The organism is Gordonia caeni, assembly GCF_039537105.1.
GTDB lineage: Bacteria > Actinomycetota > Actinomycetes > Mycobacteriales > Mycobacteriaceae > Gordonia > Gordonia caeni.
Window position 1 is genome coordinate 1 of sequence record NZ_BAAAZW010000019.1, and the last position, 13,654, is coordinate 13,654.

Consider the following 13,654-nt stretch of genomic DNA (forward strand, 5'->3'; position numbering starts at 1 on the left):
TGCACTCGGGTCAGCTCACCGAACGAGTCAACGCACTCTGAAATACGAAGAGCCCCTTCCTCACGGCCCGGCCAGTCGCCGGCGATCACTTTGGTCGAGGCTTGCCCCGCGGGATGAACGCGCTGTTCGCCACGGTGCACGGACTCCAGAGCGTCCACCAGTCGCGCCGCGGGGAGACTCTTCGCAAGGTATCCGTCCGCGCCATTCGCCAGCGCACTGCGGATGCTCTGCTCATCGAATCTCCACGTGTAGATGACGGTCGACGTGACCCGCGGGTTCGAGGCGAGCTCCCGCACCTGCTGACTGTCTCCTTGAGGATTCGCGAACGAGTCGTACAGCGCGATATCGACAGCTCTGATGACGGAGGAGTTCGCGTCGAGTTCGACGATCTCGATCCGGTCGCGATAGCTGCGCAGCATTGCCGCGAGCCCTTCAACGACCACTTCGTAATCGTCGACCAAAGCGAGTGAGAGTGGCGCCACGGCTGAATCATATCGGCCCCGTCTTCACCCTTAGGGGTGAAGACGACAGCCCGCCGGCGACATACCGTTTCAAGCGGGCACAGGGAGGAAGTCAGTCGTCCACGTATGGATCGGCTGCCCGTCTCGTCACTGATTGCCGCGTTCGGAGAATCGAGAAAGGCGGCGGATGGTCTGGGGACTGACGGGCGCGGGGTGGATCATCATCGGCGCGGTAACCGGTTGGCACGCCGCCGATTTCGTACCCGGGGCCGGCCGCCTGCGCCGAGGGATCTGCGGGGCGCTCGGCGCCTTGGGTGGCCCTGCCGGCGGCGCCACCATCCTTCTCTTCGGGGTCGGATCATCGGACCCGGAATGGCTGCTGAGCATGATCACCTGCGCAGTCGGCGCGGTGGGTGCCGTCATGATCGGCGCCGCCTGTGTCTCGCCGCTTTTCAAAGCGCGGCGTCGTTCGTGAGTTGGATTCGAACAACCAAGAAGCATCGATATCAATTCGGAAGGAAGCAGTCATGATCGTCATCGGAGTGATTCTCTTGATCGTAGGATTCGTCATCAATTTCCCGATCATCTGGATACTGGGAATCATCACAGTAGTCGCCGGCCTGGCGCTGATGGCCGCGGGCGCACTCGGTCACGCCGTCGGTGGACGACGGTACTGGTACTGACGCAGCGTCACCACTGGCCGAGCATCCCACTCGCCAGACCGATCACCACGGGCGCGATGCCGAGGGAGACGAAGGCCGGCAGAAAGCACAGGCCGAGGGGGCCGCTGATAGTGACGCCGGCCTTCTCCGCACGGGCCAGGGCCTGTGTCTGCGCCTGCTCGCGGGTGGCTTCGGCGAGCGCGGCGACGCCGTCGGCGAGTGACGATCCAGCCCGGGAGGCACGCCGCGCCAGGGTGCTCAGCTCGCGGAAGTGCTCTTCGGCGGCACCCGGAGTGTCCGGCTGATCGGTGGCCCACGCCTGCGCCGGATCGGCGCCGAGTGCCAGCAGTTCCGCGGCGCGGGCCAGCGAGTCGGCCAGCGGCCGCGGACTGTGCTGTGCGGCCACCTCGGCCGCGGTGGACACCGGCAGACCCGCGCGCAGGCAGACCGCGAACAGGTCGTAGCCGGCGGCCACCTCGAAAGGGTCGGGAGCGGCGGAGGCGGCACCGATCCAGCGTGGCTCGCCGCCGAACCGGCGGGGCGTCCCGGCTGCAGGAACCACGCGCGCCAGGGCGGGCCCGGGCGGTGGCCACAGCAGCAGGGCGACCCCGGCGAGCAGCAGCACCGCGCTCATCGCGTCACCCGCGCGACGATGGCGTCGGCCCAGCGCACCCCGACGGCGGCGAGCGCCACCCCCACCACCAGAAGCACCGAGCCCAGCGAGGTGCCCAGCAACACGGCGATCGGTCCGGCGCCCATCAACTGCCCGAGTCCCAGACCGAGCGCCGGCAGCCCGGCCAGCACCAGCGCCGTGGCCCGTGGTCCCGCCAGCCCCGCTTCGGTCCGCGCGATGAAATCCCTGCGCTGCACCAGATCCCGTCGCAGCGACTCGATCAGCGCGACCATCGGCAGGCCGTGCCGCACCGAGATCGACCAGGCGTCGCTGAGCCGCCGCAGGCCCGGATAGCCGGGTGGAACGGACTCGGAGCCGAGGTGGCCGCCGAGTTCCACACGCGCTGCGATCCGGCGCAGTTCGCGGGCGAGGCCCGACTCGTCACCGAGTTCGTCGGCGGCGGCCCGGCAGGCGCCCACCATCGGCGCGCCGACCGACATCTCCGCGGCGATCACGCTCAGCGCTCGGCATAGCTCGGCATCCCGGCCTTCGCCCTCGGCCCGCTCGCGTGCCCGTCGCCGCCTCGAGATCCCGGTCGCCACGACGATCCCGGCGGCGATCCCGGCGCCCGTCCCGGCGAGCGCACCGATCACCGGGACGGCGACTACCGCCAGGGCCGGGCCCCGCAGGCGCCGGCTGCCGCGCCCCGGCTCGCCGGACAGCGCCTGCACCCGCCGGACCACCGTCGACGACGGCCAAGCCAGCAGCGCGAGCGCGGCGCACACCGCTGCGGCGGCACTCATCACCACGGCCGTCATCGGTGGGCCCCGACGGACTCGCCGTCACGGCTCCACACCGTCCGGATCGACACGCTGCCGCCGGCGCCGCGCTCGAGAGCACCGACCTCCACCAGGCCGCGCCGGCCGTCGGGCTGCCGGGCCACGCCGAGCACCACGTCCAGCGCCGCGGCGAGCTGACTGTGCAGCGCCGCCCGGCCCATGCCGCCCAGCGCCGCGAGCGCCTCCATCCGCGCGGGCACTTCGGCGATCGAGTTCGCGTGGAGGGTGCCAGCGCAGCCGTCGTGGCCGGTGTTGAGTGCGGTCAGCAGGTCGATCACCTCGGCCCCGCGAACCTCCCCGACGACGATCCGGTCCGGCCGCATGCGCAACGCCTGCCGCACCAGGGTGCGCACGCTGACCTCCCCGATCCCCTCCACGTTCGGCGGCCGCGCCACCAACCGGACCACATGCGGATGCTGCGGATCCAGCTCCGGGGCGTCCTCGACCAGAACCAGCCGCTCCCCCGGATCCACCTGCCCCAGAAGACAGTTCAGCAGGGTGCTCTTGCCCGCGCCGGTCCCGCCGACCACCAGGAAGGCGCGCCGATCGGCGATCACTCCGGACACCAGGTCGCGCACCTCGTCCGGAATGCCACCGGAACGGACCAGGGTCGTGAAGTCCATCGTGGCCGCGCGCAGGACGCGCAGCGAGATACAGGTGCCGTCCAGGGCGAGCGGTGGGATCATGGCGTGCAGCCGGACGGCGTACCCATGACGGCCCACCCCGGAGAGCCGGCCGTCGACCCACGGCTGGGCGTCGTCGAGGCGGCGGCCCGCCCCCAGTGCCAAGCGCACCGCGAGCCGGCGGACGCTCGCCTCGTCGTCGAAGGCGACCTCGACTGCCTCCAGCCCGGCGCCGCGTTCCACCCACACCCGGTCGGGACCGGTCACCAAGATGTCGGTCACCAGCGGATCGGCCAGCAGCCGTTCCAGCGGTCCGGCCCCCACCAGCTCGGTCTGCAGGTACCGAAGCGCCGCCAGCAGATCGGTGTCCGAGAGGAGTCCGCCGGCCTCGCTGCGCACCGCCTCGGCGATGGTCTGCGCGTCTGGCTCGGCCGACCGGCCGGCGAGTTGCTCACGGACCCGGTCCAACAGGTCGGCGTGGCGTTCCCCGGTGGTCATCGCCGCTGACCGCGGACCTCGGCCAGCGCGGTGAGCACCGTCCGCGCCGCGCGCACCTCCGGGCTGCGCTCGGCCGGGCGCAGCCCGCCCTCCTCGCAGCGGCGCGCCACTCCCGGCCGCGTCCGCAGGGAGGCGATCAGCCGAAGGCCCACCGCCTCGGCCACCTGCCCCGGGCTCAGACCGCCGGGGGCCGGACCGCGCACCACCAGCGCCGCGTCGCCGCGGTTTCCGATCCGCGCCAGCAGCTTGCGGGTGGCGGCCACCCCGGGCACCGAAGCCGCGGTCAGGACCACGATCAGATCGGCCGAGTCGAGCACGCCCGCCGCCGCCGGATCGGTGGCCCGACCCAGGTCGGCGATCACCGTCTGGCCGTCCCCGCGGGCCGCGTCGAGCACGGCCAGCACCGTCTCCGCCGACAGCGGGGCCCCGTCGTCCCGGCCCCGAGTGAGAAACCGCAGCCGCTCGGCCGCCCGCGGCAGCGCCGCCGACAGCGCCTGCGGCGCAATGCTTCCGGTTTCTCCGGTGATATCGGACCACCGCAGCCCGGGCGCGTTCTCGGCGCCCAGCAGCAGATCCAGGCCCGCACCGCCGGGTTCCACGTCGAGCAGCAGCACCCCGGTGTCCGACCGGGCGGCCGTGTAACCGAGCACAGCCGTGAACGTGCTCACCCCCACGCCGCCGTGCCCGCCCACGACGGCCAGGACCGCGGCCGCCGCCCGCCGCGGCCGCCGCAGCCCGGACAGCGCCGCCACCAAGCCCGCTTCGTCGTCCGGGAGCACGTAGCCGCCCTGCGCCCCCACCGTCAGACCCGAGCGCCAGGCGACCGGATCGCCGTCCGGTCCGGCCACCACCAGCACCCCGTCGCGCGGCGGCGGCCCCGGCGACCCCAGTGCGGTCAGCGCCGCACCGTCGACCACGACAGCCCCGGCTCGCAGCCATTCGTGCCGGCAGCGGGCCGGATCGCCCCGCACGATGCGGTAGCCCGCGGCCGCACCGCAGCGCGCCACGTCGTCGTACAGGACGGGGTCGGTGAGAACCAGCAGGGCCTCGCTCATGGGCCCAGCGTGACCGCCGCTCACGCGCCGCGCGAGGGCACTGTCCACAAGCCGACCGCGGCACCGCCGTTGTCGACAGCGCGGGCCGGAACCGCTGTCACATGGTGCGCACGACGTGCTTCTGGATCTTGCCGGTCGCCGTCTTCGGGAGCGCATCGACGACGATCACCTGCTTGGGCGCCTTGAATCCGGCGAGGCGTTCCCGCGACCATTCGCGCAGTCCGTCACCGGTCACCCCGGCCTCCGGCGACAGCACCACCACGGCGGTCACCGCCTCGCCCCAGTGCTCGTCGGGGCGGCCGACCACCGCCACTTCGGCGACCTCCGGATGGCCCAGGAGCACGCGCTCCACCTCCACCGAGCTGACGTTCTCACCGCCGGACTTGATGATGTCCTTGGCGCGGTCGGTGAACCAGACGACACCCTCCTCGTCGAGGTAGCCGATGTCGCCGCCGTGGAACCAGCCGTGCGCGAAGGCCTCGGTGTTGGCCGCAGCGTTGTTCCAGTAGCCCTCCATCAGCTGCGGGCTGCGGTAGACGATCTCGCCGATCTCGTTCGGCGGCAACAGGTTTCCCTCACCATCCAGGATCGCGATGTCGGTGGAGACCGTCGCCGGTCCCCACGATCCGTCTTTGACGCCCTGGTGGCCGGCCCACTGCAGCTCCGAGGCCGGTGTGGTCTCGGTCTGGCCCGAGCCCAGGATCACGGCCGCATTCGCGAACCGGTCGCGCACCGCCTGCACCAGGTCGGCCGGCATCGGCGCCATCGCGTACAGGCAGGTGATCAGGCTCGCCGTGTTGTGGTCGGTGAGGGCCGGCTGGGCGATGAGCGCCGCCCACATCATCGGCAGCAGCGTGAGGTGGGTGACCCGATGACGGTCGAGGGTATCGGCGAGCGCGGCCGGATCGAAGCCCCGCAGCAGCACCGCGGTGCCGCCGACCAGGAGCGTGGGGAGCAGCAGGGCGTCGAGGGCGGTGACGTGGAACAGCGGCAGCACGATCGGCTGCACCACGGCGTCGGTGTCCGGTCGCAGGCCGAGGCCTAGCGCGGACGACAGGTTCGAGATGTGCACGGCCACATGGCTGGTCACCACACCCTTGGGCCGCGAGGTGGTGCCCGAGGTGTACAGGCAGTGCACGATGTCGCGGTCCTCGACGATCGCTGCCGGTGGCGAGACGTCGTCGGAGAAGACCGACGACCACGCGACGGCGGGCACGCCACCGATCTCGTCGACCGCCTCCCCGACGACGAAGACCTCGCGCACCGCGGCACCGTCGGCCTCGACCAGAGCGATGCCGAGAACGGACGCGAACGCCGACTCGGTGACCACCGCCCGCACCCCGCTGTCTTCGAGCTGGTAGGCCACGTCCCCGGGCGAGAGCATCAGATTCAGCGGCATCGCGACCACGCCCAGCTTTGCCAGAGCGAAGAAGGTGACCACGAACTCCCAGCGGTTCTGCAGCTGCATCGCCACCGCGTCGCCGCGCTCGTAGCCCCGCTGGGCCAGGCCGCGGGCCAGCGCGTTGGCCCGCGCCTCCAGTTCGCGGTGACTGACGGTGATGTCGCCGTCGACGACGGCGGGCCGGTCGCCGTAGAGGTGGGCGCTGCGCGTCGGCTGGTCCCCGATGCAGACGCGGTGGGTCAGGTTGACCGTCAGCGGATCGACACCGGACAGATCGGGACGCATACCGGACATGGGTTCTCCTCGCGAGAAGGCTCGGGCCTGCAGTGTCCGCACGCTATCGCGTCCGCGCCCGGGAGGACACCGGATCCGGCGGGGAACGTCAGCCGGTGAACGGCGGCACGAACTCGCACGGCACCTTCACCGGGTTCTCCGGATCCAGCGCGTTGAGCACCATGTAGGCGGTCCGGCGGGAACCGGCGATCGCCAAGTGGTCGCTGTAGTCCTGCGCGCACGTGTCCTGTACGACGATGTTCTTCACCTTCTCGCCGGTCCGTCCGGGCACCTGACCGCTGGTGTACGGGACGACGAGCTCGTCGTACCGGGTGGAGATGTTGGTGTAGTCGACGCCCTTGACGTAGGGGCTGCCGCCCGACCAGATCTTCTTGTGCATCGGCGAACCGGGCAGCATCCCGCCGCAGCCGACGCAGAACGGCATCGGCACCGCGCCGATGGCCTCGCCGATCGCGGTCATGGTGGGATCGCCGCCGCCGGTGCCGCGCCACAGCGGCGCGATCGACACGTACTTGGTCACCTTGCCCTTGCCGCCCAGGTGCTTGAGGTAGTAGGTCGGCATGTAGGTGCCCTGCGAGTGCCCGACCAGGTCGACGGTCTCCGCACCGCTGGAGGCGCGGACCTTGTCGACGAAGCGGCTCAGCTGCTTGGCGCTGATGTCCTGCCGGTCCATGCCCCCGATCGCAGTGAACGGCCACGGCAGCCCGGGCAGAGCGCCGTAGGTGAGTGCGTAGACGCAGTAGCCGCGGTTGCGGAGCATGGGGACGTACGCGCCCCAGTTGGTGGTCTTGGCTCCGCCGGTGCCGTGCACCAGGACCACCGGACGCGGATGCTCGGGCGAGGGCTTGCAGTTCCAGTCGTTGGCGCCGGGCAGATCGCCGCCCGGGTGCGACAGCTCGTACGGGATGCCGGCGAAGAAGTTGTAGTCCTCCGGTAGCCGCTCCTGCGATTGGCCGGGTGCGGCGTCGGCCGGCCCCGCCGCCATCGCTCCGAGCGCTGCGAGCAGCGCCGCGCACAGCGCCACGAATAGTTTCCGCATGATCGTCCCGACTTCCGAGCTGTCACCGAGCAGGTGCTTGGTTTCGGACTGTAACAGGCGCGGGTTGTTCGTATCTCGGGGTTCGCGGGGGTCTCGACTTCGCTCGACCGGCGAAAAAGGAGCGCTCGACCGGCGAAGGAGGAGCGCTCGACCAACGAGGGTTAATGGCCACAGGCGATTCAGGCGCCTCAGAATAAGGACGACCCCGGCCAGGGGGGAGGAGGCCGGGGTCATCTGCTTTCAGCCCCGGGGGGTCGGGCTGAAAACACCGGCCGAAGCCGGACAACTGCGAAGGTACACGCGCTCAAGTGTCCGTGCAACTTGCAATTATCGGCGTTTTCGGATTTCTTTCGATCTGCCTCGAGCGCATGTCAAATAGCCGTAACGTCGTGCCCGTGGCACCGACGTCACCCTCCCGCTCTGCGGCCTTTTTCGACCTCGACAAGACAGTGATCGCCAGGTCGAGCGCCCTTGCGTTCACCCGTCCCTTCTACGACGGCGGCCTGCTGACCAGGCGGGCCCTGCTGCGGTCGACGGTCGCCCAGCTCCAGCTCCTGCTCACGTCCGCACGTGGTGACCAGGCCGACCAGGTGGAGAGGCTGCGCAAGCACGTCACCGACATGTGCGCCGGGTGGGACGCGGAGACGGTGCGGTCCATCGTCTCCGAGACGCTCGACGAGGTGGTCCGGCCGGTCATCTTCTCCGAGGCGGCCGCACTGATCGCCGAGCACAAGGCCGCCGGCCGAGACATCGTGCTGATCTCGGCCTCCGGGCTCGAGATGGTGGAGCCGATCGGCCGGCTGCTCGGCGCCGACCTGGTGCGCGCCAGCGTGATGGAAGTGATCGACGGCCGATACTCCGGCGAGATCGAGTTCTACTGCTACGGCGAGGAGAAAGCGACGGCGATGCGCCGACTCGCCGCCGAGCGCGGCTACCACCTCGCCGACTCCTACGCCTACTCCGACTCGAGCACCGACATCCCGATGCTGGAGGCAGCCGGCCACCGCGCGGTGGTGAACCCCGACAAGACACTGCGCACCTACGCCGAGGAACAGGGTTGGCCGATCCTCGATTTCCCCAATCCGGCACCCCTGGTGGACTGGTCCAGCCCGGCCACGATCGGCTGGACCGCGGTCGCCGCGGCCGGGGTCAGCGCCGTCGCCGCGGCCGCCGTCGCCTACGGCATCAGCCACCGTCGGCACCCGCGTGACGCAGCCGCGTGAGTTTCCCCGAAAGACTTGCTGTGACCGGCGTCACCGTGTAGAAAATAGGTACGGAACCCGGAAGGCAAAGTCCGGATCGGAAGAGAAGATCCGGCCCCCCGGAAGGTAGTTCCCAGCACGGGCGGCATGTACCCACGCGGAGCGCGCCGCATTGGCAGAAGCGTTGTGCGCCTGCGACATTGAGGCCTCTCGGCCCAGCCAGAGACTTCCTTCCCTCGCCGAGGCGAGCCCACAACCCACCTTGCACGCTTGGTAACTAGCGTCCGTGCTCGCGGGCGGCACCCGACACCGGTTCACCGGTCCGGGGGCCGCCCGCAATACTGTGCGGGGCCGGCTATCCGCGGGCGGCGTCCGCGATCGATTTCGCCTCGTCGGCACCGGACCGCATCGCCTCACAGCACAGCAGGATCCAGTCCGCGAGCGCCTGCGGATCACCGGTGGCGAATCGCGCCGAAGTCTCGCGGTAGTCGCCCAGGCGGCGCAACCAGGTCACCTCCGGCACCCCCAGCAGATGCGGATCCAATCCGGTCGCGGCCGACACCAGCCGGGAGACCCCGCGCGCCACCACGGCGTTGCCCTGCTCGAAGGGGGCCAGCACCAGAATCTCTCCGTGCACGACGGCCGCGAGCACCGCCGCCGGCACCGTCGTGGCGCCGGTGATCAGCTGCCCGAGCATGTCCAGGCGCTGCGCGATGTGCGGTTCGTCGCGCGGGCGTCCCAGCTTCTCGGCGGCGACCAGTTCGGCGGCGGCCAGCGAATGCAGCCGGGCCAGCGACTGCATCGGCGCCCGCCGGAACACCGACACCTCCCGGTCGAGCGCGTCGGGGTCGAGCGCCTGCGCCACCCGGATCGCGCCGGACATCACCGGATCGTCGAAGTCGTGCTCGCGGTTGAGTTCGGTGGTCGCGCCCTCCATCGCCGCCGAGCTGCGGCCGCCGCGCCACGACGACTCGCGGGAGGTCTTGTCCCAGCCGCGCAGGTTCACCGGATGCCGGTGCACCGCGGCCAGGGCCTCCCCGGCCTCTTCGGCGGCGGCGGCCACACCGGGCAGATCGAGAAGCGGGGCCAACGGGTCAGCAGTCACCCGCCCAGCCTAAGTCGTGCGGGTGCGGCGAACCCGGGCGGTCGGGCCCGACGCACCACCGGCCGCTCGGGACCGACCGCTCACCGCGCGCATCCCACCCGCAACCTCTCAGCGTTACGCTCGAAGAGTTGAGTGATTACCCTCACGAACGTGGGTTCGCAGCGAGCTGTGACACCCGGTTCGTCCATCCGGTCCATTCGCCCCAACCGAAAGGCAGCCACCATGTCCCCCACGACCGATCAGGTCTTCCCCCCGTCGCCGGAGTTCGTCGCGCAGGCCAACGCCAACGAGTCGCTGTACGAGCACGCCGACGCCGATCGGCTGGAGTTCTGGGCGGAGCAGGCGCGGCGGCTGGATTGGGAGACGCCGTTCAGCCAGGTCCTGGACTGGTCGGATGCGCCGTTCGCCCGGTGGTTCTACGACGGCAAGCTGAACGTGGCCGTCAACTGCGTGGACCGCCACGTGGCCGCCGGCAAGGGCGACCGCGTCGCCATCCACTGGGTCGGCGAGCCCGGCGACTCCCGCGACATCACCTACAACGAGCTCAAGGACGAGGTCTCGCGCGCCGCGAACTACCTGGACTCCATCGGCCTGCAGGCCGGCGACCGCGTCGCGATCTACATGCCGATGGTGCCCGAGGCCGTGATCGCCATGCTGGCCTGCGCCCGCCTGGGCCTGACCCACTCGGTGGTCTTCGCCGGCTTCTCCTCGGCCGCCCTGCGCTCGCGCGTCGACGACGCCCAGGCGAAGGTGGTCATCACCACCGACGGCCAGTTCCGCCGCGGCAAGCCCGCGCCGCTCAAGACCGCCGTCGACGAGGCCCTGGGCACCGGCGACGACGCCGCTCCGTCGGTGGAGAAGGTGATCGTGGTCCGCCGCACCAACCACGATCCGGACCTGCCCTGGGTCGCGGGCCGCGACGTCTGGTGGGAGGACACCGTCGGCGAGGCGTCGCCGCACCACGAGCCGGAGGCCTTCGACGCCGAGCACCCGCTGTTCGTGCTGTACACCTCCGGCACCACCGGCAGCCCCAAGGGCATCGTGCACACCTCCGGCGGCTACCTGACCCAGGCCGCCTACAGCTTCCACACCGTCTTCGACCATAAGGAAGGCCGCGACGTCTTCTGGTGCGGCGCCGACATCGGCTGGGTCACCGGCCACAGCTACCTGGTCTACGGCCCCCTCGCCAACGGCGCCACCGAAGTGATCTACGAGGGCACTCCGAACTCGCCGGACGAGCACCGCCACTTCCAGATCATCGAGAAGTACGGCGTCACCACCTATTACATCGCCCCCACGCTGATCCGCACGTTCATGAAGTGGGGCCGGGAGATCCCCGACGCCCACGACCTGTCGTCGCTGCGGCTGCTGGGCACCGTCGGCGAGCCGATCAACCCGGAGGCTTGGCGCTGGTACAACACCGTGATCGGCGGCGGCCGGTGCCCGATCGTGGACACCTGGTGGCAGACCGAGACCGGCGCGCACATGCTGGCCCCGCTGCCCGGCGTCACCGCCTGCAAGCCCGGCTCGGCCATGGGCCCGATCCCGGGCATCAGCGCCAAGGTGGTCGACGACAACGGCAACCCGGTGCCCGCCGGCGAGCAGGGCTTCCTGGTCCTGGACAAGCCGTGGCCGGGCATGCTCCGCGGCATCTGGGGCGACCCGGAACGGTACAAGGACACCTACTGGTCGCGCTTCGCCGAGCAGGGCTGGTACTTCGCCGGTGACGGCGCCCGGTACGACGAGGACGGCGCCCTCTGGGTGCTGGGCCGCGTCGACGACGTCATGAACGTCTCCGGCCACCGCATCTCCACCTCCGAGGTGGAGTCGGCACTCGTGGCCCACCCGTCGGTCGCCGAGGCCGCCGTGATCGGCGCCGCCGACGAGACCACCGGCCAGGGCATCGTCGCCTTCGTGATCCTGATGGAGTCCGGCGACACCAGCCGCGACGACCTGATCACCGAGCTGCGCAACCACGTGGCCACCGACATCTCCCCGATCGCCAAGCCGCGGGAGATCAACATCGTGCCCGAACTGCCGAAGACCCGCTCGGGCAAGATCATGCGCCGCCTGCTCAAGGACATCGCCGAAGGACGCGAACTCGGCGACACCTCGACGCTGGTGGACCCGTCGGTGTTCGAGTCGATCCGCTCCCAGCGGGCGTGACTCGCGCGGCGGGGGAGCACTTCACCTCCCCCGCCTTCGGGACGCTCAGGGACCGGCATGGCACGATGATGCGGGAGTACCTCGATCAAAGGGAGAATTCGTGAGCGGTAATCAGGACACCTGGCCCACCGAGCCGAAGAACGCTCCGCAGGTGCCGTCGATTCCGATGAAAGACGCGAACCTCGGCTCAGACGGCCAGCCCACCATCGGCAACCTCGTCAAAGAGGCCTCGGCGTCCGCGTCGACGCTGCTGCGCGCCGAGGTCAAGCTCGCCAAGACCGAGCTGATCGGCGAAGCCAAGAAGGCGGGCGCCGGTACCGGCCTCATGGTGGTCGCCGCGGTCCTGCTGCTGTACGCGAGCCTGTTCTTCTTCGTCTTCCTGGGCTTCCTGCTCGACATCTGGCTGCCGACCTGGGCCGCGTTCCTGATCGTCTTCGGCATCCTGCTGTTCGTGGCGATCGCCGGAATCCTGGCGGGCTACATCCTGTTCCGCAAGCTGCGGAAGCCGGAGAAGACCATCGACTCGGTCAAGGAAGCAGCCACCGTGCTGCCCGGCCGCGGCGATCCGTCCACCGGCGGCTACGCGCACCCGCAGATCCCGCCGGTGCACAGCTCTGCCCGGAGCTGACCCTGGCCACCCTGTCCGGTTCACCCGATGCCACACAGGTGCGGTTCGACGGACCGTGGCATCACTTCGACGTCCGCGCCAACGGGCTCCGGTTCCACGCCGTCGAGGCCGTGGCCGGGTCCATCGCCGACCGGCCGCTGGTGCTGCTGTTGCACGGTTTCGGAGAGTTCTGGTGGAGCTGGCGGCACCAGTTCGAGGCGCTCAGCGCCGCCGGCAACCGGGTGGTGGCCGTCGACCTGCGCGGATACGGCGACTCCGACAAACCCCCGCGCGGCTACGACGGCTGGACCCTGGCCGGTGACACGCACGCCCTGATCCGCGCGCTCGGCCACACCCAGGCGGCCCTGGTGGGCCACGCCGACGGCGGTCTGGTCTGCTGGGCCACCGCCACCCTCCATCCCCGCTCGGTCTCGTCGATCGCGGTGCTCTCCTCCCCGCACCCGCGCGCACTGCGGCAAGCGGTGTTCACCAACCCCGCCGAGCGCACCGCCTTCCTGGCGCCGTTTTTGCACAATCAGCTGCCCCGGGTCGGCGAGCGGCGGCTGACCCGGTCCGACGGCGCCTACCTCGAGGAGTACTTCCGCGAGCGCGCCGGCAGCGTCTGGCGCCGCACCCCCGACTTCACCGAGGCGATCGCCCGCAACCGGTACGCCATCACCATCCCCGGTGTGGCGCACTGCAGCCTGGAGTACCGCCGTTGGGCGTTCCGCTCCCAGTTCCGCGGGGACGGACGACGATTCATGGATCTGATGAACAAGCGGCTGCACATCCCGGTGCTGGCGCTGCGTGGCCGCGAAGACGACTACATCGTCGACTCGGTGATGTCGGCGAGCGCCCACTGGGCGTCGGACTACGACTACCGGGTGATCGGTTCGGCCGGGCACTTCGTGCACGAGGAGAACCCCGAGGCGGTCAACGCGGCGCTCCTGCAGTCGCTGTCGCGCTGACCCGTCCCCACCCCGCTGTCCGAGCCGTCCCCACCCCGCCGTCCGAGCCGTCCCCACCCCGCCGTCTGAGCCGGGGCGACGAAGGAGCCCCGAGTCGAAGCCACAACGACACAAAGCCTT

At 70.6% G+C, this 13,654-nt stretch carries 14 protein-coding genes; 6 read left to right on the forward strand and 8 right to left on the reverse strand.

The window, feature by feature from the left end; all coding sequences use genetic code 11:
* The coding region (locus tag ABD732_RS18410; protein WP_344786241.1) for a response regulator at positions 1-482 on the reverse strand (482 nt) is incomplete at its 3' end.
* Between the two features lie 166 nt (positions 483-648).
* Between ABD732_RS18410 and ABD732_RS18415 the strand changes: the two genes are divergently transcribed.
* Positions 649-936 (forward strand): hypothetical protein, encoded by a 288-nt coding sequence (locus tag ABD732_RS18415; protein WP_344786243.1) that lies wholly within the window; start codon positions 649-651, stop codon positions 934-936.
* A gap of 52 nt (positions 937-988) precedes the next feature.
* On the forward strand, positions 989-1,144 hold the full coding sequence (locus ABD732_RS18420; protein WP_344786245.1) for a DUF6131 family protein: 156 nt from the start codon (positions 989-991) through the stop codon (positions 1,142-1,144).
* Between the two features lie 7 nt (positions 1,145-1,151).
* Here the strand turns inward: ABD732_RS18420 and ABD732_RS18425 are convergent, their stop codons facing one another.
* From ABD732_RS18425 to ABD732_RS18450, 6 genes are all read right to left on the reverse strand, one after another.
* Positions 1,152-1,757 carry a type II secretion system F family protein gene (locus tag ABD732_RS18425; protein ID WP_344786247.1) on the reverse strand — a complete coding sequence of 202 codons (606 nt, stop codon included), beginning with the start codon at positions 1,755-1,757 and terminating at the stop codon, positions 1,152-1,154.
* Positions 1,754-2,554 (reverse strand): type II secretion system F family protein, encoded by an 801-nt coding sequence (locus tag ABD732_RS18430; RefSeq protein ID WP_344786249.1) that lies wholly within the window; start codon positions 2,552-2,554, stop codon positions 1,754-1,756. Before ABD732_RS18430 ends, ABD732_RS18425 begins: the two co-directional genes overlap by 4 nt.
* Entirely contained in the window at positions 2,551-3,696 is a 1,146-nt protein-coding gene (locus tag ABD732_RS18435) for a TadA family conjugal transfer-associated ATPase (RefSeq protein WP_344786251.1), read from the reverse strand. Before ABD732_RS18435 ends, ABD732_RS18430 begins: the two co-directional genes overlap by 4 nt.
* Positions 3,693-4,751 carry a septum site-determining protein Ssd gene (gene ssd / locus ABD732_RS18440; protein ID WP_344786253.1) on the reverse strand — a complete coding sequence of 353 codons (1,059 nt, stop codon included), beginning with the start codon at positions 4,749-4,751 and terminating at the stop codon, positions 3,693-3,695. Before ssd ends, ABD732_RS18435 begins: the two co-directional genes overlap by 4 nt.
* Before the next feature lie 97 nt (positions 4,752-4,848).
* A complete protein-coding gene (locus tag ABD732_RS18445) occupies positions 4,849-6,447 on the reverse strand; it encodes a class I adenylate-forming enzyme family protein (protein ID WP_344786255.1) in 1,599 nt (532 codons plus the stop codon).
* Between the two features lie 88 nt (positions 6,448-6,535).
* Positions 6,536-7,486, reverse strand: a complete 951-nt coding sequence (locus ABD732_RS18450) for an esterase/lipase family protein (protein ID WP_344786258.1) — start codon at positions 7,484-7,486, stop codon at positions 6,536-6,538.
* Between the two features lie 395 nt (positions 7,487-7,881).
* Here ABD732_RS18450 and ABD732_RS18455 point away from each other — a divergent pair, with 395 nt between their 5' ends.
* Entirely contained in the window at positions 7,882-8,709 is an 828-nt protein-coding gene (locus ABD732_RS18455) for an HAD family hydrolase (protein WP_344786260.1), read from the forward strand.
* A gap of 334 nt (positions 8,710-9,043) precedes the next feature.
* Here the strand turns inward: ABD732_RS18455 and ABD732_RS18460 are convergent, their stop codons facing one another.
* Positions 9,044-9,793, reverse strand: coding sequence for an oxidoreductase (locus ABD732_RS18460; protein ID WP_344786262.1), 750 nt, complete (start codon positions 9,791-9,793; stop codon positions 9,044-9,046).
* 222 nt (positions 9,794-10,015) lie between these two features.
* Here ABD732_RS18460 and acs point away from each other — a divergent pair, with 222 nt between their 5' ends.
* The 3 genes from acs to ABD732_RS18475 all read left to right on the forward strand — a co-directional run bounded on the left by acs (position 10,016) and on the right by ABD732_RS18475 (position 13,534).
* On the forward strand, positions 10,016-11,959 hold the full coding sequence (acs, locus tag ABD732_RS18465; protein WP_344786264.1) for an acetate--CoA ligase: 1,944 nt from the start codon (positions 10,016-10,018) through the stop codon (positions 11,957-11,959).
* 100 nt (positions 11,960-12,059) lie between these two features.
* On the forward strand, positions 12,060-12,587 hold the full coding sequence (locus tag ABD732_RS18470; RefSeq protein ID WP_344786266.1) for a phage holin family protein: 528 nt from the start codon (positions 12,060-12,062) through the stop codon (positions 12,585-12,587).
* Positions 12,588-12,598: 11 nt separating this feature from the next.
* Positions 12,599-13,534: an alpha/beta fold hydrolase gene (locus ABD732_RS18475; RefSeq protein ID WP_344786268.1), complete on the forward strand. Its 936-nt coding sequence runs from the start codon at positions 12,599-12,601 to the stop codon at positions 13,532-13,534.
* Positions 13,535-13,654 lie beyond the last annotated feature (120 nt).